This window comes from Snodgrassella sp. B3088, assembly GCF_026535815.1.
Lineage (GTDB): Bacteria > Pseudomonadota > Gammaproteobacteria > Burkholderiales > Neisseriaceae > Snodgrassella > Snodgrassella alvi_E.
In genome coordinates this window covers 112,064-131,646 of record NZ_JAFNPG010000002.1, presented here as the reverse complement: position 1 = coordinate 131,646, position 19,583 = coordinate 112,064, and the positions used below count along the sequence as shown (strand labels likewise).

The window sequence follows — 19,583 nt, the reverse complement described above, 5'->3', positions numbered from 1 at the left end:
AAAGCAAAAACCCATCAATATGATGGGTTTTTTATTATTGTTAGGTTCCTGAACAGTTTTACCTATTTTATGCTATCAAAAGCCACTTGCTTCTTTCTCATAACCGGCGCAGCTATTTTGCTTTGTGAAAAAGATTGTGCCACCACAAAGCAACACTATCCAGCCAGCGACTGAACCAACCCGCCTCATCCACATTATGCAGTGCTACCACCTGCTGTTCAGCAATTGTCTGGTTTCCAGCCAGAAGCTTTAACGTCCCCATATTCTGACCTTTATACACAGGTGCCACTACAGGCTGTACAGCATCTAGTTCAATTAAAAGCTCTTTAGCTCCATTAGCAGGCACAGTAACATAGGTATCACGCAAAAATCCGACTGGCACCTTTCGATGTGCACCCTTGTAAACAGTGATATCTGCAAGTTTATGTCCCGCCGGATATAAGCGCACCGTATTGAAAGAAGTCAGAGCCCAGCTTAATAGCTTACTGCCTTCAGCAGCTCTGGCCTCACTACTGTCTGCACCTACGAGTACTGCAATATTACTGCGGTCATTGCGCTTGCTGCTTACAGCCAGATTATATCCGCCATTAATACTATACCCTACAGCCAGACCATCCACCTGATTATCGCGAAATAACAGCAGATTTTGGTTTAACTGCGTTACTCCGTTATAACTAAATGATTTCTTAGCAAACCATTTTTGATACTGTGGAAAATCACTAACCAGTCTCTGTGCTAATATCAGCAAATCTCCCACACTACTGTATTGTCCTTGTGCCGGCAAACCGGTGCAATTCATAAAATGGGTGTGATGCAGCCCCATTTTCTGCGCTTGTGTATTCATACGTTGTACAAAGGCTTTTTCACTGCCGCCCACTGCTTCAGCCAGCGTTATTGCCGCATCATTGGCAGAAATCACCAGCATACCCTGCACCACTGTTTCAGCAGGTACCGGCACACCCTGCTGTAAAAACATTCTGCTGCCGTCTGTCTGCCAACCAGTCGAAGAAACCTGCAATTGCTGGCGAGCTTTCAGTTTGCCACTTTGCAAAGCATCAAAAACTAAGTAAGCTGTCATCAGCTTAGTCAAGGCTGCTGGTTCAATCTGAGCATCCTTATCACGGCTTGCCAGAATCATCCCGCTTTGCTCATCCGCCACCGCATACGCTGCAGCATTAATCACAGGCAATTCCACTGCCTGCGTCATTGGCAGAACTGCCAGCAATATCGTTGCCCATAGTCCACAAATTAAATTTCTCATAATTTTTTTAGCACATTCAAAATCGGCTTTGCCTGCATTCACCCAATCTTTAACCGGATATTATAAACATTTGACCGCACTAGATAAGCGATATTGGCAAATTTACTTGCATAAAAAAAACAGCCGCGTTATCGTTAATTTTTGATTAATTCCGTTAAGCAGACAATCTGCATAATAAAATCAGACTCTTCTTTATAAGCAATCATGAACAAACACGCAAACTACCTTACCCGCATACTCACCGCCGCTGTTTACGACGTGGCCATTGAAACGCCTTTGGATTATGCCACCAACCTATCCGACAGACTCAATAACCACATCTGGCTAAAACGTGAAGATTTACAGCCGGTATTTTCCTTTAAAATCCGTGGCGCCTACAACAAAATGGCCAAGCTGGACAAAACTACTCTAAAAAAAGGGGTTATTACTGCTTCAGCTGGCAACCATGCACAGGGTGTAGCTTTGTCTGCGCAAAAACTAGGATGTGAAGCAACAATTGTCATGCCTCAAACCACACCACAAATCAAAATTGATGCCGTCAGAAAACGGGGAGGAAAAGTTGTATTGGCCGGTGAGTCATACAACGATGCTTATAACCACGCCATGCAACTGGTTGCCGAAAGCGGCTTAACTTACATTCCGCCGTTTGATGATCCTGATGTGATTGCCGGACAAGGCACCATTGGCATGGAAATTCTGCGTCAGCATGCCAAACCAATAGATGCAGTTTTTGTAGCCATCGGTGGTGGTGGCCTCGCTGCTGGCGTTGCCGCCTATATCAAAAACGTACGTCCGGAAATCAAAGTAATCGGCGTTGAAACCGAAGATGCTTGTGCCATGAAACAATCCATTGCAGCAGGTAAACGCATCGAATTATCTGAAGTTGGCCTATTTGCCGACGGCACCGCCGTCAAACTGGTGGGCGAAGAAACATTTGCTTTGTGCCGCGACCTTTTAGACGACATCATCATTGTCGATTCCGACAGCATTTGTGCGGCGATTAAAGATATCTTCGATGATACTCGCAGCATTACCGAAACCTCAGGTGCACTTGCCCTAGCCGGCCTAAAAGCATATATCGCAAAGAATCAGTGCCAGCATCAAAATTTGATAGCCGTCACAAGTGGTGCCAACATGAACTTTCATCAGCTTCGTTATGTATCCGAACGTTGTGAGCTAACCGAAGGCCATGAAGGTATTTTTGCTGTTACCATACCGGAAAAACCGGGCAGCTTCCGCCACTTTATTGAACTGATAGGCAACCGCAGTATTACAGAATTCAATTATCGCTACGGGGATAACCAGAAAGCGCATATTTTTGTCGGGATCCAGAGTAACGACATCGCCGATTTACAGCAGATTGCACAGGAACTGAACAGCAACGGCCTACCTACCATTGACTTAACTCATAACGAAATGGCCAAACTGCATATCCGCTATATGGTGGGCGGTCGCACTGGAAAAGTAGCCAATGAGCGCCTGATAAGCTTTGAGTTCCCAGAGCGGCCAGGCGCATTAAAACGCTTTCTGTTACACATGCAGTCTGACTGGAATATTTCCCTGTTTCATTACCGCAACCATGGTGCAGATTTCGGCCGCGTATTAGTGGGTCTGGATATTCCTCCTTCTGATACAGAAAAATTCCATACATTTCTGGAACACCTTGGTTATCTATATCAGGAACAGACGCACAATGCTGCTTATCAGCTGTTTCTGAGTGAAACCCCAGACAAAAAATAAATCCAGTATAGACTGTAGTAATGGCTTGAATTAACTCAGTCTTAAGTGTTTAAAAATTAGAAAAATAACTGATAACATCAAAAGACATTATCGGCAGGCTGCAACAATCAAATTTTTTTAAGCGGAATAAATTGCTCAGCCTGCCATAATTTTTAACAAGATAACAATTCCTGCTTATCTCATCATGCCAAAATTATCAGCTCTATTTTCAGAAAACCTCTTTCAAAGCGATATTTTCCCCAACAAAAGTCCAATCAAAATACAAAAAAGCTAAAGATTAAACCAATCTTCAGCTATAACAAATAATAAGAAAAATACGAATCAAAAATTAATACTGCCAAAATTTATTTTATATTCCGTCGTTCATAGACAGACTGCGCCAAGGTACCGGCATCGACATACTCCAGCTCTCCACCCAGAGGCATACCGCGAGCCAGCCGCGTAATTTTAGCTGGAAAATCCGTAAGCAACTGCGACAGGACATAAGCCGTAGCATCACCTTCAGCTGTAAAATTCGTAGCAATAATAATCTCTTCTACTTCATATTCCTGTAACCTTGTAACCAGCTTATCCAGCGCTATAGCCTGTAAATCTGCGCCCTGTGTCGGGTTTACCTGTCCCATCAGCACAAAATACAGCCCATCATGACAATTCGCTGATTCCATACTGGCTACATCCACTGGCATCTGCACAATCATCAGCCGCTTCGCGTCACGAGTTTTATCCGCACAGATGGCACACAATTCACCCTCGCAAAAAGTATTGCATAACCGACAATGATGCACCTGTAACAAAGCAGCCTGAATAGCGGCGACTAATTCCTCCGCACCAGCACGCTTATGCTGTAGCAATTCGTAAGCCATACGCTGTGCCGTTTTAGGTCCCACATTCGGCAAGACTTTTAATGCATTGGTTAAACGGCTCAAAGCATCATTGTTTTTTGTGCTCATTCTGTTACTCATTAACACGCAGCTGAAGATTTAATTTATCAGCCAATATACAATTAGCATTAACAGCCATTTAATTGATTTTATTTCAGATTTAAATCAATTACGGCATGGCAAAAGCTAAAAGGAAAAAGCCGCTGCAAACGCATGTTCAGCCAATTTATGCTATTTTTTAAGATAAAAGGAAGAGCAACTCATCCAAATCACCCTCCCTGTGTAATAAATTATTTAAAGAAATCACCCATACCAGCAGGCAGATTCATACCTTGCGTAAACTGCCCCATCCGTTCAGAAGAAGTGGCCTCAGCCTTACGCACTGCATCATTTACCGCAGCCGCAATCAAATCTTCTAGCATTTCTTTATCTTCAGCTGCATCGGCAAGCAGAGTGTCATCAATATGAATACGCTTAACCCCGTAATGACAATTCATGGTTACCTTAACCATTCCGGCTCCAGATTCACCTTCCACTTCCACATTAGCCAGTTCTGCCTGCGCTTTTTTCATGCGTTCCTGCATCTGCTGCGCCTGCTTCATCAAACCACCTAAACCTGCTTTTCCAAACATAGCAACTTCCTTTTACTTCAAATTTAAACGGAAAAAATTAAACCAAATATTGTAATTAATCTTCAGCCAGACGCAAGCTTTCAGGAATCCAACTTGCGTTAAAGGTATCCATTAGCATTTTTACCGCTGGCTGCGCTTCCAGAATCGATTGTGCCTGCTGCTGAGCTTCAGCATGCAGACGCTGTTGACGCATCTGCGGTGTTTCCAGCGTACTTTGTTCTTGCCAGCTGCAAGTCTGCAGCCGAATCGGCCGCTTATAAACTTCCGAAAGAGTTTCAGCTAACCGCGTTAATAATTCACGGTTAGCTGTTGGTTCTCCCTGCTCTGCAAGCGCAATCGTCAATTCACCAGTATGTTCTTCATAGGCAGCAACGGCAGAATGTTGGCTGAACAACTGTACAGCTCCAAGCCGGTGTGCCAGCAAAGTTAATATTTCTGGCCAGTTCTCAGCACTTAGAGGCGGAAAACTATTCTGAAGTATTTCCGGTTGTGTTTTATCAGCTTGATCAGCAGCTAAGCTGCCTGAGTCAACCTCCAACTGTGGAGTAGAAAACTGCTCAGACACATCAGGCTCATCAGAGGTTAACAAAGGGGGTGATATAGAATTGTCATCAACTGCATCTGACAAATCTGAAGGAACATCTTCCCACGGAGGTGGTAACCCCTCATCAGCCATTGCTGATCTATGAGCATTCACATCAGGTGGAACTGCCTGATAATCAATACCACTAGATGTTGCTGCTGGGGTGGTTTCCACGTGTGTAGCGGGCTCTGCCTGTACATTTTGTTCAGCTTCTGTGCTTACCCCTTCGTTACCCGATATATCCGCAGATACTGGTGTCTCCACAGATTTAAAATATTGTCCTTCAGCAACCAGAAGATTACTATCCGGCGGATTTTGCAGTTGAGTGCCGCTAAGCTGACCATGCAGACGTTGAGTATTTACTGCAGCAAGTGGTGTAAAAGCCAACATGCGCAGCAAAGTCATTACGAACCCAGCCTTCTCATCCGGTGCCAGAGGTAAATCCGCTTTACCTCGTAAAGCGCATTGATAGTAGAGTTGTATTTGCTCACCAGAAAACTGGCCGGCAAAGCGGGTTAAAGCCGCATATTCAGGTTCATCCGATGCAATGGCAGAAGGCACTGTTTGCAAAATAGTTAAACGTTGTAACAATAAAGCCAGCTCTGTCAGCGCACTGTCAAAACCCACTGCACAGCTAGCCATTTCTTCAGCCTTGGATAACAAAGCTTTTCCATCACCTGTAGCCAGCGCTTCCAGTAAAGCATACAAATAGCTTTTATCCACCGCGCCAATCATATTGCGCACATTTGCTTCGGTCACCTTGCCAGAACCAATTGCAATTGCCTGATCAAGCAAACTAAGCGCATCGCGCATGGAACCGGCAGCCGCTCTACCCAACAGCAGCAATGCCGCATCTTCATAATCAATCTGTTCCTGCTGTAATACATAAACCAGATGATCGTGCACCTGCGTGCTGTTCAAATTACGCAACACAAATTGGAGGCAGCGGCTCAATACTGTAATCGGTACTTTTTGTGGGTCGGTTGTAGCCAGAATAAACTTCACATGTTCGGGTGGTTCTTCCAGCGTTTTAAGCATGGCATTGAATGCACTTTTGGACAGCATATGCACTTCGTCAATAATATATACCTTATAGCGTCCCATCGTAGGTGCATACTGCGCGTTTTCCAGCACCTCACGGATATTATCAATCCCTGTATTAGAGGCCGCATCAATTTCCAGTACATCAACGAAGCGTCCAGCATCAATCTGACGGCATGAATCGCACTGATTACAAGGTTCGCCATGTTCAACATGCAAACAATTGAGACTTTTAGCCAGAATACGGGCAATGGTAGTTTTACCTACACCTCGTGTTCCAGTCAGCATATACGCATGGTGCAAACGGCCTTTATCAAGCGCATTCACCAATGCCTTAACCACATGCTCCTGCCCCACTAAATCGGCAAACCTTTTCGGCCGCCATTTACGCGCCAATACTTGATAAGTCATAACCGTCCACAACCGCCAGCCACAGCAGAATCTAAACTCAAAAAAAGAAATTTTGTCTGTCAGAAATACACAGACAGGCACCACATTGTAACCAAAAACACCTAAAAGTGGTTAGGATAAAAGACAGCAAAAAATCGTAGGTAACAATAAGAAATTGTTTAGAAGAAATGATATTAATAAGGGCTGTCAGTAAGAATTCAATCATTTACAGCAAACGGCTTTTTTACATTCTGTAATTCATTGCCTCTAGCAGATTAATTCTAATGTAAAACATAATTTACTGCACCCATACCAGCTTTACATCAAACAACTCAGACCAATTTATACAATTGGAATAATGAGTTCAACACATTTCTTCGTAGCTCTATGTTTTCGGTACAAAATTCAGAAGATAGCTTAGCTTACTCGCCAAGCTACCTAGCTCAGCAGGTAGCTTGGACAAAGTGACAAATTAAACATTATAAATTTGCATTAGCATCAGCCAGATTATTGGCAATCTGCCGCACCGCAGCCACATAATGCCGGCTGTGATTATATTGCCAGACAGTATAGAAATTATTTAGTCCAAACCAGTAATCATACACACCGGGTGAAATTTCTAGCCGGTACAAAATACCCTTTTCCTGATTAGCAATCTGCGCCGGAATCACCACACCCAGTTGACGCAATTGTCCAGCAGTATATTTTAGGGAAGTTGGCTCATCAATAATCTGTTGTAATTGTGGCGTTGGCTGCATACTCACCTGTACCGCAATCGGTGCACCAGACTTCCAGCCATGTTGCTTCATATAATTAGCCACTGAAGCCAGCGTATCACCGGCATTGCGCCAGATATCCCTATGCCCGTCACCATCCCAATCTACAGCATATTGATGAAAACTGGATGGCATAAACTGCGGCATACCCATTGCTCCGGCAAAACTACCTTTGAAACTAAATGGATCCTGCTTTTCCTCATAAGCCAGCTGCAAAAATTCTGCCAGCTCGCGCTGAAAATAAGCTGCACGGCGCGGGTAGTGATACCCAAGGGTAGTCAGCGCATCTGCCACACGATACGATCCCATGCTCGCGCCATAATTGGTTTCAATACCCACTATTGCAACCAGTAATTGTGGCGTTACACCATAGCGTTTGGAAACCTCCTGAATCACAGCAGCATTATTCTGCCAAAAAGCGTTACCTGTACTGATACGCACATTATTTGCATTATTCTGAACAAAGGTATACCACGGCAGAGAGGTGCCCGGCTTATCCATGCCACGGATAATACTCGGGCGATAGCGTACTTGCCGAAAAAAATTCTCCAGTTGCTCGCGGCTGTAGTGACCACGTTTTATCTCATTATCAATAAAGCGGTTCACATCATTACGGCCTAGCAAATCCATACCGCTATCGGTTAATGCAAACACTTTTTCATCAGTCTGTGCGGTTACAGTGGCCGTTACAACAGGTTTGATTGGTTTATTCTGCATAGATTGTGTGCTTTGGCAGGCCGTCAGCAATAAAGCTGCACCTGTAATCAGTAGGTATTTCATTATTATGGTTCCTAATATATGCTTTATGCACAGTCTAAACTATTTTTACCATCTATAACAAAAAAGCTGTCTGGAATAATCCAGACAGCTTACGCTTTCCTGATGTGTGGTCAGTTATACTTATTCAGCAGCAGCCACAACAGTTACCGTAATAGCAGCCACAGCATCACTGTGTAGCGCCACTTCGATTTCATATTCGCCAATAGCTTTTAACGGACCGTTAGGCAGACGTACATTAGCTTTCACTACTTCCACACCGACTGCTGCTTTAATGGCTTCTGCAATATCATGAGTAGTAACTGAACCGAACAAACGGCCGTCCACACCAGCTTTCTGAGCAACGCTGATTGTCTGACCATCCAGTTTCAGCTTGCGTGCTTCGGCATCGGCCAATACTGCTGCTTGATGAGCTTCATACTCAGCGCGTTTTTCTTCAAATGCAGCCAGATTAGCAGCATTGGCACGCTGTGCTTTGCCCTGAGGAATCAGAAAATTACGAGCATAGCCGTTTTTTACATTAACTAGATCACCCAGATTACCCAGGCCACCGACTTTTTCTAACAAAATAATCTGCATAATAACTCTTCCTTATTATTTATGTTGATCGGTGTAAGGCAGTAAAGCCAGAAAACGGGCACGTTTTACCGCTGTAGATAGCTGACGCTGATAATGTGCTTTGGTTCCAGTAATACGAGCCGGAATGATTTTACCGTTTTCGGTAATAAAATCTTTTAACAAGTCAACTGCTTTATAATCAACCTGTTTGATACCTTCCGCAGTGAAGCGGCAAAATTTTCTACGTTTGAATGATTGACGAGCCATGTCGTTTAACCTTTATATTCGCGAATTTGTTGGATATGCAGTACCGGCCGGGAATGATAAATACCTTTTTGGCTCAGAAATCCATTGATTTCCACCATACTACCCGGCTGATACGGCCAGTGTGCAGCCAAATCACCTAATGCTTTTGCCTGAATTTCCATTTTCGCCAGAAACCGCTGTTGTAGCTCCATCTGCCACGATTCATGGGTAAGCCACATAGTCAATACCGGCAAACCAGCGGGGGTATAACGTAATTCATCCAGACTTTTAATCTGCGCACAAAGGCATAATTGATTCAGCAAACCAGCCTCAATAAATTAATCAGGCTTCAGCTTGCTCTGAAGTAGCTTCAGTGCTGTTACCTGCTAACAGATTCTTGGACTTCTCGTCTTTCATCATCGGAGAAGCTTCAGTTACTGCTGCGTCCATTTTCACAGTCAGATGACGCAGTACCGCATCATTAAAGCGGAACGCAGTCTCAATTTCGTCAATCACTTCTGGTGTAGTTTCAACGTTCATCAGCACATAGTGTGCTTTGTGAATTTTGTTGATCGGGTAAGCCAGCTGACGGCGACCCCAATCTTCCAAACGGTGAATTTTACCGTTGGCATCAGTAATCATGGTTTTGTAACGCTCAACCATGGCACCGACCTGTTCGCTTTGATCCGGATGGACAATGAACACGATTTCATAATGACGCATGAATACTCCTTGTGGCTAATCAATCCCTTTACCATGCGAAGTGTAAAGGGCAAGGTTGGAAAACCAGTAATTATAAATATTTTTGCATACAGAATCAAATAATAGTCTGCCATTTCCACCCAAATATTGTGAATAACTGTTTTATATACAGACATACTATGAGATCTCTTTGTATCACTGTAGCCCAAAATGTCACTTTACTGTTCTTAAGTCACATCATTAACCCAAAAACATTTCAGTAGACATACTAAATTTTAATAACGACGGTTTACAGAACTCCACTAAAACGCCTACCATTAAGGTTATATTCAAATATTGTTTCTTTGCCCCACCATGAATAACTATTTCGACTCCATGTTTGCCCGCAAAGAATTTCTGGCACGCCTGATGGTACACAGCTTAAAAACCAGCAGTGGCTGGCTCGAACTGGCCTTTGCAGTGATAATTATGTTTGGTACGTACTGGCTAAGCTTGAAAATACTGGCCGTCATCAACCGACATACTCAGCAAAGAGAAATCAAATTTCCGGTTCTGTTTCACTTTATTACACGCTTATTATGGCCGGTATTACTGTTACTGTGTACCATCATTGCCATGGTTATCTGGCGCGTCAGTACCGGTGAATCTGTTCTGTGGCTACAGCTTACGGCCTTTACCGCACGCTGGCTGCTGATGATTCGTATTATCATGGCCGTATTGCACAACGCCATACCCAATAACCGCTTCAACGAACGCTATGAGCGGTCTCTTTCTACCTTTTTATGGGTATGCTTTCTGCTCTGGCTCACCAGTCTGGATACCTTTATTATTCGATTACTCAAATCACTGGCCTTGCCAATAGGTTCAACCAGTCTGAGTCTGTACACCGTCATTACCGGCAGCATTATTGTTGGCATCGCTATCATTATCGCAATGTGGCTATCGCGCATCACCGAACAGCATATACTTAAAGCAGAAAAACTTGATGTAAATCTGCGCTATGTGCTGGTGAAAATTGTTAAAACTCTGCTTGTGGTTGTGGCTGTACTGATTGCGCTTCCAATGGTAGGTATCAATCTCACTATTCTGTCTGTATTCGGTGGTGCATTGGGTGTTGGACTTGGTTTGGGTTTGCAAAAAATTGCCAGTAACTATGTATCTGGTTTTATCATTTTGGCAGACCATTCCGTGAGACCAGGCGACCGGCTGAATATCAATAATTTTACCGGTTATGTGACCAAAATAACCGCTCGTTTTGTGGTCTTGCGCAGCAGTGATGGTTCTGAAGCATTGATTCCTAACGATACCTTTGTTTCCAATACTGTAATCAATGATTCCTATTCCAGCAAAATCATGTCTAACAATCTTACCTTACAGGTTGCTTACAATACCGACCTGCCACAGGCACTTGAAATATTAAAAGAAGCAGCAGCCAAACAGGCAAGAGTGTGCGACGACCCAAAACCAAACAGTTATGTCACTGAGTTTGCCGATTCGGGTATCAATCTGTACGTTAATTACTGGATTCGCGATCCCGAAAATGGATTTATGAGCATTAACTCAGCCATTTTGCTGGAGATATGGAACCGCTTTAAAGAAGTAGGTATAGAATTTCCATTTCCGCAGCAGGAAATCCGCATACTTAACGATGCAAGCGATCCCATTGCCTGTGACAACATAACGCACCAAATTACCTCTGAAGAAGAACCATCCTTTTCTGAACCACTGCCAACTGCACTCAGTGTTTCTTCTTTTCACGCAGGCCAGCATAAGCCTCATGAGTAGCCTTAACACCTATAAAATGCCGGTGTCTGTACTGGTGGTGGTTTATAACAATCACCACCAGATACTGCTACTTGAGCGCGCAGATAAGCCCGGCTACTGGCAATCGGTCACCGGCAGTCAAGAAGCCGGAGAAACTTTAGAACAAACAGCCAGACGTGAACTGGCTGAAGAAACTGGTATTATTTCTACCGATATTGTCAACTGGCAGTTTTCAAGCGTGTTTGAAATTTATCCACATTGGCGGCATCGTTATGCACCGGGCGTAACACATAACACTGAACATGTTTTTTCTGTATGTATAGACGCTTCTATTCCTATTAAACTATCACCACGCGAGCATCTGCGTTACCAATGGTGCCCTCTGGGGCAGGCTGCTGAGCAGGTTTTCTCACCTTCCAACCGTGCAGCACTTATCCAGTTGCCCCAACGCTGGTGATTCTATTTTTCCAACACCTTTCATGAACGCCATCACTATTGCCACTTACAACATTCATAAAGGCATGTCTGCACTAAATCAGAAAGTACAGCTGTTGCAAATGACTACAGCTTTACAGCAGCTTGCTCCAGATATCCTGTTTTTACAGGAGGTACAGGGATACAACAGCAAACGAGCAGACAATATTCCGGATTTTCCTCGCCAACCACATTACCAGATTCTCAGTGAACAACTGGACTATCACGTGAGCTACGGCCGCAATGCACGCTACAAATACCGCGATCATGGCAATGCTATTCTTAGCCGCCACCCCATGATCACCTGCCATAACCTGGATATTAGTGTCAATAAAATGGAACAGCGCGGACTGTTACACTGCGAAGTTCAGCTTCCACAGTGGCAGATGCCATTAGTGTGTTTGTGTGCTCATCTCAATCTGCGCGAACCAGATCGTATTAAACAGTATCAAACTATATACGATTACATTCAAAGTGAAATAGATCCAGCAAAACCTTTGATTCTGGCTGGAGATTTCAACGACTGGCGACAGCGGTCTTATAATACTCTTGACCCAAAACTGAATCTGCAAGATGCATTTTGTAATTACCACAACGCACCAAAAACTTTTCCTGCACGCTTACCCCTTTTAAGCCTCGATAGAATTTTTATCCGCCATTTAAAAGTACTGGCAGCAAAACCATTAACTGGTCAACCCTGGCAGAAACTATCTGACCACCTGCCCTTGTTTGCCATCATTTCTCCAGAAAACGAAAAAAATTCATCAGCACACTAATCGTACTGCTACAATTAATCAGAAACCATATAGAATAGCAAAAATAAACAAAGGGATAGATAATTAGTTAGTAACTATTTTGTTAACCTTAATACCTTAAATATCAGATTGAATTATGCTCGATTTCTTTACAAGACAAATACTGAGCCTATTTTCATAATAGCTTTCAAGGGTTTCAGCAGCAAAAATGCTTTTTTATACAAAATTTGAAACAATAATATGTTTTCTCATTATGTCTAATTAGCGAATTGCCAGATGCCAAACTGGTATGTGCAGACATCACAAAATATACTGAAGTTTTGCATCAACTCTTTGCTATTTTATTTTTTATTTCTTCTAGTAGTTTGTTTCTATTTATATAAGATTCCAGAAAATTTTCAATTGCAAAAACTCATAAAACCGTATTTAAAATAAACCTGTTAGTAAAAGATTTATCTTTCCAATTGTTTGGTTTTGTCTCGCACTCACTTAATTAAACAAGCATATTCATCCGAATATAATTTTCTCAGTCAGTCCCATCGCTATTTCATTTACCGGCAACCTTTAATTATTTGCACTTAGTGTAATACTGGCTATGTGGCTATTTTAATCTAGACAATACGCCAGATTTCTTTCACCATTATTAATAAAATTATTTTATATTAAAATTTAAATTTAACCATTTAAATTATGATGTTGATATAGGCTTAGGTTTGCCATCCATAAAAATACAATCGGTAAATTTGCTGTCTTCAAATCATTAGAATTCATTGATAAATTTCACTCGGCATACATTGAGCCCATAACCTCATGCCAAACAATAAGATACATGTTAGCTGAATACATTTTAAACACAGTATCTAAGCAATCTATTGATAAATCAAAATTATAATTATTCAGCTAATAACAATGTGCATTTACTCGTTTAATTATCAAACAAACTTCCATGCAACCTCAAAAATCAGAACCTCTTTAGAACAATCTGGAGTCGAAAAGACGATTAGAAGTACCATGTAAAAAGGATTAAAATACCACAATCAATTTCACCAAACCTCACTGGCGGTGATATCAAACTCATTAATACTATTAACAGTATGCTGAGTAATAAAATAATAGGATAGCAATTATGAATTTCCCTCCCCGTATCATGCCAAATACCCGAATGCGAAGAATGCGGCATGATGATTTTTCACGCCGCATGATGCGTGAAACCATCCTAACAGCAAATGATTTTATTTTGCCGGTTTTCGTGCACGAAAAAAGCGGTCGCACTCCGGTCGACTGTATGCCCGGTGTTGAACGGTTATCCATTGATGAATTGTTAAAAGTTGCCGAACAAGCACTTGAACTTGGTGTACCAGTACTGGATTTGTTTGGCGTACCCAATCCAGAATGTAAAACAGCTGACGGACGTGCAGCATGGGATGAAAATGGTATTATCCAGCGGGCTATTCGCGCTTTAAAATCACGCTTTCCTGAATTGGGAGTGATGGCTGATCAGGCTCTTGATCCCTATACCACTCACGGGCAGGATGGATTACCAGATGCAAATGGCTATATTCAAAATGACGAAACAATAGAAGCTATTATAAAACAATCATTATCTCACGCCGACGCAGGTGCAGATATTCTTTCACCAAGTGATATGATGGATGGACGGATTGGTGCCGTACGTGAAGCTCTGGAAGAAAATGGTTTCATCCATACCCGCATTATGTCCTATGCTGCCAAATATGCCTCTGCTTTTTATGGTCCGTTTCGTAGTGCTGTAGGTAGTGCAGGAAATTTGGGTAAAGGGAATAAATATACTTACCAGATGGATCCCGCAAATAGCAATGAAGCACTTCATGAAGTCGCACTGGATATTGCTGAAGGTGCTGACATGGTAATGATTAAACCAGGTATGCCCTATCTGGACATCATACGAAGAGTTAAAGATGAATTTGCTGTACCTACTTATGCATATCAGGTTTCAGGCGAATACGCTATGCTTCAGGCTGCGATACAAAATGGCTGGCTAGATGCGGACAAGGTGATAATAGAAAGCTTACTGGCGTTTAAACGAGCTGGTGCTGATGGCATCCTGACCTATTTCGCACTAGATGCTGCTCAACGGCTCAAACAACAATCCAACGTTTAATTTTTCATTCATCATCAATCCTATAACGATTGCATAGAGCTGTCGTAACCGATCTTCCTCTATAGCTAAGGCCGGCAGCATCCATGCAATCCCAGAACAATCTAAACTCTACTTTTTTCCTCATATTCTGGCTGATCCAAACTACCCTAACACTTAAAAATTTTGATTAAAATTACATCATCATTTACATACTTATTTAATAACTTTGAAACACTCGAATTTACTTTGCGCTATTACAATTTAATTTAAATAATTCTTGGCTCAGCTATAAAATGGCATGTTAATTGCTTTAATGAAAAATGAAATAAGTTAATCTCTATCTAACATTGATACATTAAAAAATTAAATAAAATAGACATCTACATCGATTAAAAACTTTATTTGCTTCGTATTTTAATTAATCTTATCAACCACGTTCATCCTTAGCGATAAAATTACAACACAGCTAATTTTTTTATTACGAAACTATATTTATATAAATTTCCTTAAAATATAATTTGTTACCTTTATTTATAGATTATTTTCTATTTTGAAATACAATCAGCATATTCGATATGCGCAATTAAAATTATAAGAGAACTTATTTTGATATAGATTAATTATTTCTAAGAAAACCAAATTGTAATTCATGTAAATATCATCTTCTTAGATAGCAGCAGGAAGAAAACCAATTTATAATTTTTAGTTATATATCAATTATTTATTCATATACCTAGTAAAGATATTTTCAATTCAGAAATGTAATCCAGTAGCAATAATTGTGTGTTAATAATTGTATTAATATATTAATGTAATTTTTAAGCTTTACACATTTCTTCCCATGTCTATAAAAAAAATAATAATAAATGTATGATTTTTATATAAAATAAAAACAGAAATAAAAACAAGAATAATACTTATTTAACATTCCTTAAATAACATATAGCCACAGGCAATATACAGTTTGCCAACATTGTCTTAAAATAGTAACTCCCGTTTTTTACAAACGTTAATCGTGTTTCCCGTAATGTTGAGGTCGTTACATGAAATTAAGTAAGCTCTCAGGGATAGTATTGACGATGCTGATCGGTTCGCTGTTGTTAAGCGGCTGTGATGCAGCTCTGCTAAACCCTAAAGGCCATATAGGTCAGGAAGAACGCACGCTGATACTGACAGCAATCTGCTTGATGTTGATAGTCGTAATTCCGGTGATTATTATGGCAATTCTCTTCTCTCTGAAATACAGAGAGGGAAGCAATGCCAAATATTCGCCGAAATGGGCGCATTCCAATAAACTCGAGGCCGTAGTTTGGGGCATTCCTATCCTGATTATTCTCATTCTGGGAACAATCACTTGGAAAACCACTCATTCTCTGGACCCGTATCGTCCGCTGGAAAGTGATAAAAAACCAGTAGTAATTGAAGTTATTTCATTAGACTGGAAATGGCTGTTTATTTATCCAGAACAGGGTATTGCTACAGTTAATGAAATCGCTTTTCCGAAAGACACACCGGTGGAATTCAGAATCACTTCCAATACAGTGATGAATTCATTCTTCATCCCCCAGCTGGGTAGTCAGATTTACGCTATGGCCGGTATGCAGACCAAGCTACATCTGGTAGCTGATACTGCCGGTGAATACAAAGGTATTTCATCCAGCTACAGCGGTGCCGGTTTCTCTGGCATGAAATTCACTGCCATTGCTACACCGGATGAAGCCAGCTTCAATCAATGGGTGGAAAAGGTGAAACAGTCGCCAAATACACTTAATGACATGGCTTCATTCAACAAACTGGCTGCGCCTAGCCAATTCCACAAAGTGGAATACTTCTCCAGCGCAAATCCGAGTTTGTACGGCAACGTGATTGCTAAATTTGCCAATCACAATATGCCGGCTACTCTACAGGCCAGTGCCGCCAGCAGTGCTGAGTAAGCTTGCGAGGAAATAAACAATGTTCGGAAAATTATCTTTAGATGCGATACCGTTCCATGAACCAATTGTCATGGTAACGATTACAGCCATCATCGTCATAGGTTTGGCGTTGGTGGGTGCAATTACGTATTTTCATAAATGGACTTATCTGTGGAAAGAATGGTTTACCACAGTTGACCACAAACGTATCGGTATCATGTACATCATTGTCGCAGTCGTGATGTTGGTACGTGGTTTCGCCGATGCTGTGATGATGCGTAGCCAGCAGGTACTTGCTTCCTCTGGTACCAGTGATGGCTTTCTGCCGCCACATCACTATGATCAGATTTTCACCGCCCACGGTGTAATCATGATTTTCTTTGTAGCGATGCCATTTGTTATTGGTTTGATGAACTTCGTCATTCCGTTGCAGCTAGGCGCGCGCGATGTGGCTTATCCATTCCTAAATAATCTGGGTTTCTGGTTTACCGCTGTCAGTGTGGTGCTGGTTAACCTGTCACTGGGTCTGGGCGAATTTGCCCAAACTGGCTGGCTGGCTTATCCACCGCTGTCTGGATTGGAATTCAGCCCTGGAGTTGGTGTAGATTACTGGATATGGAGTCTGCAGATATCGGGTATAGGTACTACGGTAAGTGCGGTTAACTTTATCGCTACCATACTGAAAATGCGTGCCCCTGGCATGACTATGATGAAAATGCCTATCTTTTGCTGGGCTTCTTTCTGTAGCAATATTCTGATTCTGACTTCTTTCCCGATTTTGACTGCATCTGTAGCGATGCTGACATTAGACCGTTACCTTGGCACCCACTTCTTTACCAATGAACTGGGCGGTAACATGATGATGTATATCAACCTGATTTGGGCATGGGGTCATCCAGAAGTTTATATTCTGATTCTGCCAATTTTCGGTGTGTATTCAGAAGTAACTGCTACATTCTCACGTAAAACCATGTTCGGCTATACCTCAATGGTATGGGCCACCGTGTGTATCACCATCTTGTCTTTCATCGTATGGTTGCACCACTTCTTTACCATGGGTTCTGGTGCCAACGTTAATGCGTTCTTTGGTATCGCCACTATGATTATTTCCATTCCGACTGGGGTGAAAATATTCAACTGGTTGTTTACTATGTATGAAGGCCGTATTTCTTTCCATGTCCCAATGCTGTGGACGGTAGGCTTTATTATTACTTTCTCCGTAGGTGGTATGACCGGCGTACTGTTAGCTGTACCAGGTGCCGACTTTGTACTGCATGGCAGTCTGTTTTTGGTAGCCCACTTCCATAACACTATTATCGGTGGTGTGGTATTCGGTCTGTTTGCAGCGCTCAACTACTGGTTCCCGAAAGCATTTGGCTTCAAGCTGAATGAAACATGGGGTAAACGCGCCTTCTGGTGTTGGTTTATCGGCTTCTTTGTTGCGTTTATGCCGTTATATGCACTGGGCTTTATGGGCATGACCCGTCGTTTGAGCCAGCACATTGACCCAGCTTTCCACACGTTGCTGTGCGTAGCTGCTGCTGGTGCTGCCATCATTGCTCTTGGTGTGGTATGCATGGTGATTCAGGTAGTGGTTTCCTGCATACATCGTAAAGAAAATCTAGATGTGACCGGCGATCCATGGGATGGCCGCACACTAGAATGGTCTACTTCTTCTCCAGTACCTTTCTACAATTTCGCTATTCAGCCTCAAGTTGAATCCCGTGATGCATTCTGGGACGAAAAGGAAAAAGGTATTGCGTATAAGAAACCAGCTAAATATGAAGAAATTCATATGCCGAAAAATACAGCTGCCGGTCTGGTTATCGGTGTATTCTCCCTGATTTTCGGTTTTGCCATGATTTGGCATATCTGGTGGATGGCCATCATTGGCTTCGCTGGCATGATTATTAGTCTCATTGCCAAGAGCTTCGACACCGACGTGGATTACTACGTACCGGTTGCTGAAATTGAAGCCATTGAAAGCAAACGTTTTAATGAATTAACTAAAGCAGGACTGAAATAATGTCAACTGAAACCTTGATTCACGGTAAGGCGCCTGAACACGCTCACCACGACAACGGTTCACTGAAGGTATTCGGGTTCTGGATTTACCTGATGAGTGACTTGATTTTGTTCTCTTGTCTGTTTGCCACCTATATCGTGCTCCTGCCGGGCACGGCTGGTGGCCCAAGCGGCAAAGACATTTTCGAGCTCCCTTTTGTGCTGGTAGAAACTTTTGCTCTGTTACTGAGTTCCATTACATACGGCTTTGCTGTACTGGCAATGAATCGCAATAATCAGAGTCAGGTTTTGTTGTGGCTGGTTATAACCTTTGTATTCGGTGCCTGCTTCATCGGGATGGAGCTGTATGAATTCCATCACCTGATTACACATGGTATGGGACCGGATCGCAGTGGATATCTGTCTGGCTTTTTTGCTCTGGTAGGTACCCATGGTCTGCACGTTACCGCCGGTCTGATCTGGATGGCAGTTCTGATGATTCAGGTTGCTTCGCGTGGTCTGACTAGTGTTAACCGTACGCGTATTAACTGCCTGAGCCTGTTCTGGCACTTTCTGGACATCGTGTGGATTTGCGTGTTCTCAATTGTATATCTGATGGGGGTAGCGTTATGAGTCAGTCAAACCATCAAGACCATATTCCACAACATGGCAGTGCTAAAAACTACGTCATTGGTTTTATCCTGTCGGTGGTATTAACTCTGATTCCGTTTCTGATGGTCATGAATCATGCAGCAGACAAGAAAACTTTGTTTGCGGTGATTGTGATTACAGCTGTATTACAGCTTATTGTTCAGTTGGTATGTTTCCTCCATTTGGGCAGTAATCCAGAAGAACGCTGGAATCTAATTTCATTTATTTTCACCGCAATTGTGATTGTATTGCTGGTAGGCCTTTCCATTTGGATTATGTGGAGCCTGAATGCAAACATGGTGTTAGGTTAAAGGCA

18 protein-coding genes are annotated in these 19,583 nt (G+C 42.3%); 9 read left to right on the top strand and 9 right to left on the bottom strand.

All coding sequences use genetic code 11. The annotated features are described in order from the left end of the window. Window positions 1–112: 112 nt before the first annotated feature. Entirely contained in the window at window positions 113–1,261 is a 1,149-nt protein-coding gene (locus J3U75_RS01025) for a D-alanyl-D-alanine carboxypeptidase family protein (RefSeq protein WP_267390095.1), read from the bottom strand. Between the two features lie 204 nt (window positions 1,262–1,465). Between J3U75_RS01025 and ilvA the strand changes: the two genes are divergently transcribed. Then, window positions 1,466–3,001, top strand: coding sequence for a threonine ammonia-lyase, biosynthetic (ilvA, locus tag J3U75_RS01020; protein ID WP_267390094.1), 1,536 nt, complete (start codon window positions 1,466–1,468; stop codon window positions 2,999–3,001). 344 nt (window positions 3,002–3,345) lie between these two features. On the opposite strand, the gene recR is transcribed toward ilvA, so the two are convergent. From recR to rpsF, 8 genes are all read right to left on the bottom strand, one after another. Then, window positions 3,346–3,951: a recombination mediator RecR gene (gene recR, locus J3U75_RS01015; protein ID WP_267390093.1), complete on the bottom strand. Its 606-nt coding sequence runs from the start codon at window positions 3,949–3,951 to the stop codon at window positions 3,346–3,348. A 221-nt stretch (window positions 3,952–4,172) separates the two neighbouring features. Beyond that, window positions 4,173–4,514: a YbaB/EbfC family nucleoid-associated protein gene (locus J3U75_RS01010; protein ID WP_100139961.1), complete on the bottom strand. Its 342-nt coding sequence runs from the start codon at window positions 4,512–4,514 to the stop codon at window positions 4,173–4,175. Between the two features lie 55 nt (window positions 4,515–4,569). Further along, window positions 4,570–6,549: a DNA polymerase III subunit gamma/tau gene (dnaX, locus tag J3U75_RS01005; protein WP_267390092.1), complete on the bottom strand. Its 1,980-nt coding sequence runs from the start codon at window positions 6,547–6,549 to the stop codon at window positions 4,570–4,572. 458 nt (window positions 6,550–7,007) lie between these two features. Then, entirely contained in the window at window positions 7,008–8,084 is a 1,077-nt protein-coding gene (mltB, locus tag J3U75_RS01000) for a lytic murein transglycosylase B (protein ID WP_267390091.1), read from the bottom strand. 120 nt (window positions 8,085–8,204) lie between these two features. After that, on the bottom strand, window positions 8,205–8,660 hold the full coding sequence (gene rplI / locus J3U75_RS00995) for a 50S ribosomal protein L9 (RefSeq protein WP_100139958.1): 456 nt from the start codon (window positions 8,658–8,660) through the stop codon (window positions 8,205–8,207). Window positions 8,661–8,675: 15 nt separating this feature from the next. After that, window positions 8,676–8,906 (bottom strand): 30S ribosomal protein S18, encoded by a 231-nt coding sequence (gene rpsR / locus J3U75_RS00990; protein WP_025330416.1) that lies wholly within the window; start codon window positions 8,904–8,906, stop codon window positions 8,676–8,678. 5 nt (window positions 8,907–8,911) lie between these two features. Further along, window positions 8,912–9,208 carry a primosomal replication protein N gene (priB, locus tag J3U75_RS00985; RefSeq protein ID WP_267390090.1) on the bottom strand — a complete coding sequence of 99 codons (297 nt, stop codon included), beginning with the start codon at window positions 9,206–9,208 and terminating at the stop codon, window positions 8,912–8,914. A 19-nt stretch (window positions 9,209–9,227) separates the two neighbouring features. After that, window positions 9,228–9,608 (bottom strand): 30S ribosomal protein S6, encoded by a 381-nt coding sequence (rpsF, locus tag J3U75_RS00980; RefSeq protein ID WP_100139956.1) that lies wholly within the window; start codon window positions 9,606–9,608, stop codon window positions 9,228–9,230. Between the two features lie 333 nt (window positions 9,609–9,941). Here rpsF and J3U75_RS00975 point away from each other — a divergent pair, with 333 nt between their 5' ends. From J3U75_RS00975 to cyoD, 8 genes are all read left to right on the top strand, one after another. Continuing rightward, complete coding sequence (locus J3U75_RS00975; RefSeq protein ID WP_267390089.1) at window positions 9,942–11,372, top strand: mechanosensitive ion channel family protein; 1,431 nt, start codon at window positions 9,942–9,944, stop codon at window positions 11,370–11,372. After that, entirely contained in the window at window positions 11,365–11,808 is a 444-nt protein-coding gene (gene nudB / locus J3U75_RS00970) for a dihydroneopterin triphosphate diphosphatase (RefSeq protein WP_267390088.1), read from the top strand. The genes J3U75_RS00975 and nudB overlap by 8 nt, the downstream gene beginning before the upstream one ends. 22 nt (window positions 11,809–11,830) lie before the next feature. After that, window positions 11,831–12,601 (top strand): endonuclease/exonuclease/phosphatase family protein, encoded by a 771-nt coding sequence (locus J3U75_RS00965; RefSeq protein ID WP_267390087.1) that lies wholly within the window; start codon window positions 11,831–11,833, stop codon window positions 12,599–12,601. Between the two features lie 1,105 nt (window positions 12,602–13,706). Next, window positions 13,707–14,720 carry a porphobilinogen synthase gene (gene hemB / locus J3U75_RS00960; RefSeq protein WP_267390085.1) on the top strand — a complete coding sequence of 338 codons (1,014 nt, stop codon included), beginning with the start codon at window positions 13,707–13,709 and terminating at the stop codon, window positions 14,718–14,720. 1,022 nt (window positions 14,721–15,742) lie between these two features. After that, window positions 15,743–16,633 (top strand): ubiquinol oxidase subunit II, encoded by an 891-nt coding sequence (gene cyoA / locus J3U75_RS00955; protein WP_100139952.1) that lies wholly within the window; start codon window positions 15,743–15,745, stop codon window positions 16,631–16,633. Between the two features lie 19 nt (window positions 16,634–16,652). After that, window positions 16,653–18,638, top strand: coding sequence for a cytochrome o ubiquinol oxidase subunit I (gene cyoB / locus J3U75_RS00950; RefSeq protein WP_100139951.1), 1,986 nt, complete (start codon window positions 16,653–16,655; stop codon window positions 18,636–18,638). Beyond that, window positions 18,638–19,249: a cytochrome o ubiquinol oxidase subunit III gene (locus J3U75_RS00945; protein WP_100139950.1), complete on the top strand. Its 612-nt coding sequence runs from the start codon at window positions 18,638–18,640 to the stop codon at window positions 19,247–19,249. The genes cyoB and J3U75_RS00945 overlap by 1 nt, the downstream gene beginning before the upstream one ends. Then, window positions 19,246–19,578 carry a cytochrome o ubiquinol oxidase subunit IV gene (gene cyoD, locus J3U75_RS00940; protein WP_100139949.1) on the top strand — a complete coding sequence of 111 codons (333 nt, stop codon included), beginning with the start codon at window positions 19,246–19,248 and terminating at the stop codon, window positions 19,576–19,578. Before J3U75_RS00945 ends, cyoD begins: the two co-directional genes overlap by 4 nt. The last annotated feature ends 5 nt before the right edge of the window (window positions 19,579–19,583 follow it).

Excerpts from the sequence above, each read along its gene's own strand:
- cyoD (WP_100139949.1), top strand. The coding sequence starts at position 19,246 with ATGAGTCAGTCAAACCATCAAGACCATATTCCACAACATGGCAGTGCT.
- mltB (WP_267390091.1), bottom strand. The coding sequence starts at position 8,084 with ATGAAATACCTACTGATTACAGGTGCAGCTTTATTGCTGACGGCCTGC.
- J3U75_RS00975 (WP_267390089.1), top strand. The coding sequence starts at position 9,942 with ATGAATAACTATTTCGACTCCATGTTTGCCCGCAAAGAATTTCTGGCA.
- rpsF (WP_100139956.1), bottom strand. The coding sequence starts at position 9,608 with ATGCGTCATTATGAAATCGTGTTCATTGTCCATCCGGATCAAAGCGAA.
- cyoB (WP_100139951.1), top strand. The coding sequence starts at position 16,653 with ATGTTCGGAAAATTATCTTTAGATGCGATACCGTTCCATGAACCAATT.
- J3U75_RS00965 (WP_267390087.1), top strand. The coding sequence starts at position 11,831 with ATGAACGCCATCACTATTGCCACTTACAACATTCATAAAGGCATGTCT.
- rplI (WP_100139958.1), bottom strand. The coding sequence starts at position 8,660 with ATGCAGATTATTTTGTTAGAAAAAGTCGGTGGCCTGGGTAATCTGGGT.
- J3U75_RS01025 (WP_267390095.1), bottom strand. The coding sequence starts at position 1,261 with ATGAGAAATTTAATTTGTGGACTATGGGCAACGATATTGCTGGCAGTT.
- cyoA (WP_100139952.1), top strand. The coding sequence starts at position 15,743 with ATGAAATTAAGTAAGCTCTCAGGGATAGTATTGACGATGCTGATCGGT.
- ilvA (WP_267390094.1), top strand. The coding sequence starts at position 1,466 with ATGAACAAACACGCAAACTACCTTACCCGCATACTCACCGCCGCTGTT.
- J3U75_RS01010 (WP_100139961.1), bottom strand. The coding sequence starts at position 4,514 with ATGTTTGGAAAAGCAGGTTTAGGTGGTTTGATGAAGCAGGCGCAGCAG.
- rpsR (WP_025330416.1), bottom strand. The coding sequence starts at position 8,906 with ATGGCTCGTCAATCATTCAAACGTAGAAAATTTTGCCGCTTCACTGCG.
- dnaX (WP_267390092.1), bottom strand. The coding sequence starts at position 6,549 with ATGACTTATCAAGTATTGGCGCGTAAATGGCGGCCGAAAAGGTTTGCC.
- nudB (WP_267390088.1), top strand. The coding sequence starts at position 11,365 with ATGAGTAGCCTTAACACCTATAAAATGCCGGTGTCTGTACTGGTGGTG.
- J3U75_RS00945 (WP_100139950.1), top strand. The coding sequence starts at position 18,638 with ATGTCAACTGAAACCTTGATTCACGGTAAGGCGCCTGAACACGCTCAC.
- hemB (WP_267390085.1), top strand. The coding sequence starts at position 13,707 with ATGAATTTCCCTCCCCGTATCATGCCAAATACCCGAATGCGAAGAATG.
- recR (WP_267390093.1), bottom strand. The coding sequence starts at position 3,951 with ATGAGCACAAAAAACAATGATGCTTTGAGCCGTTTAACCAATGCATTA.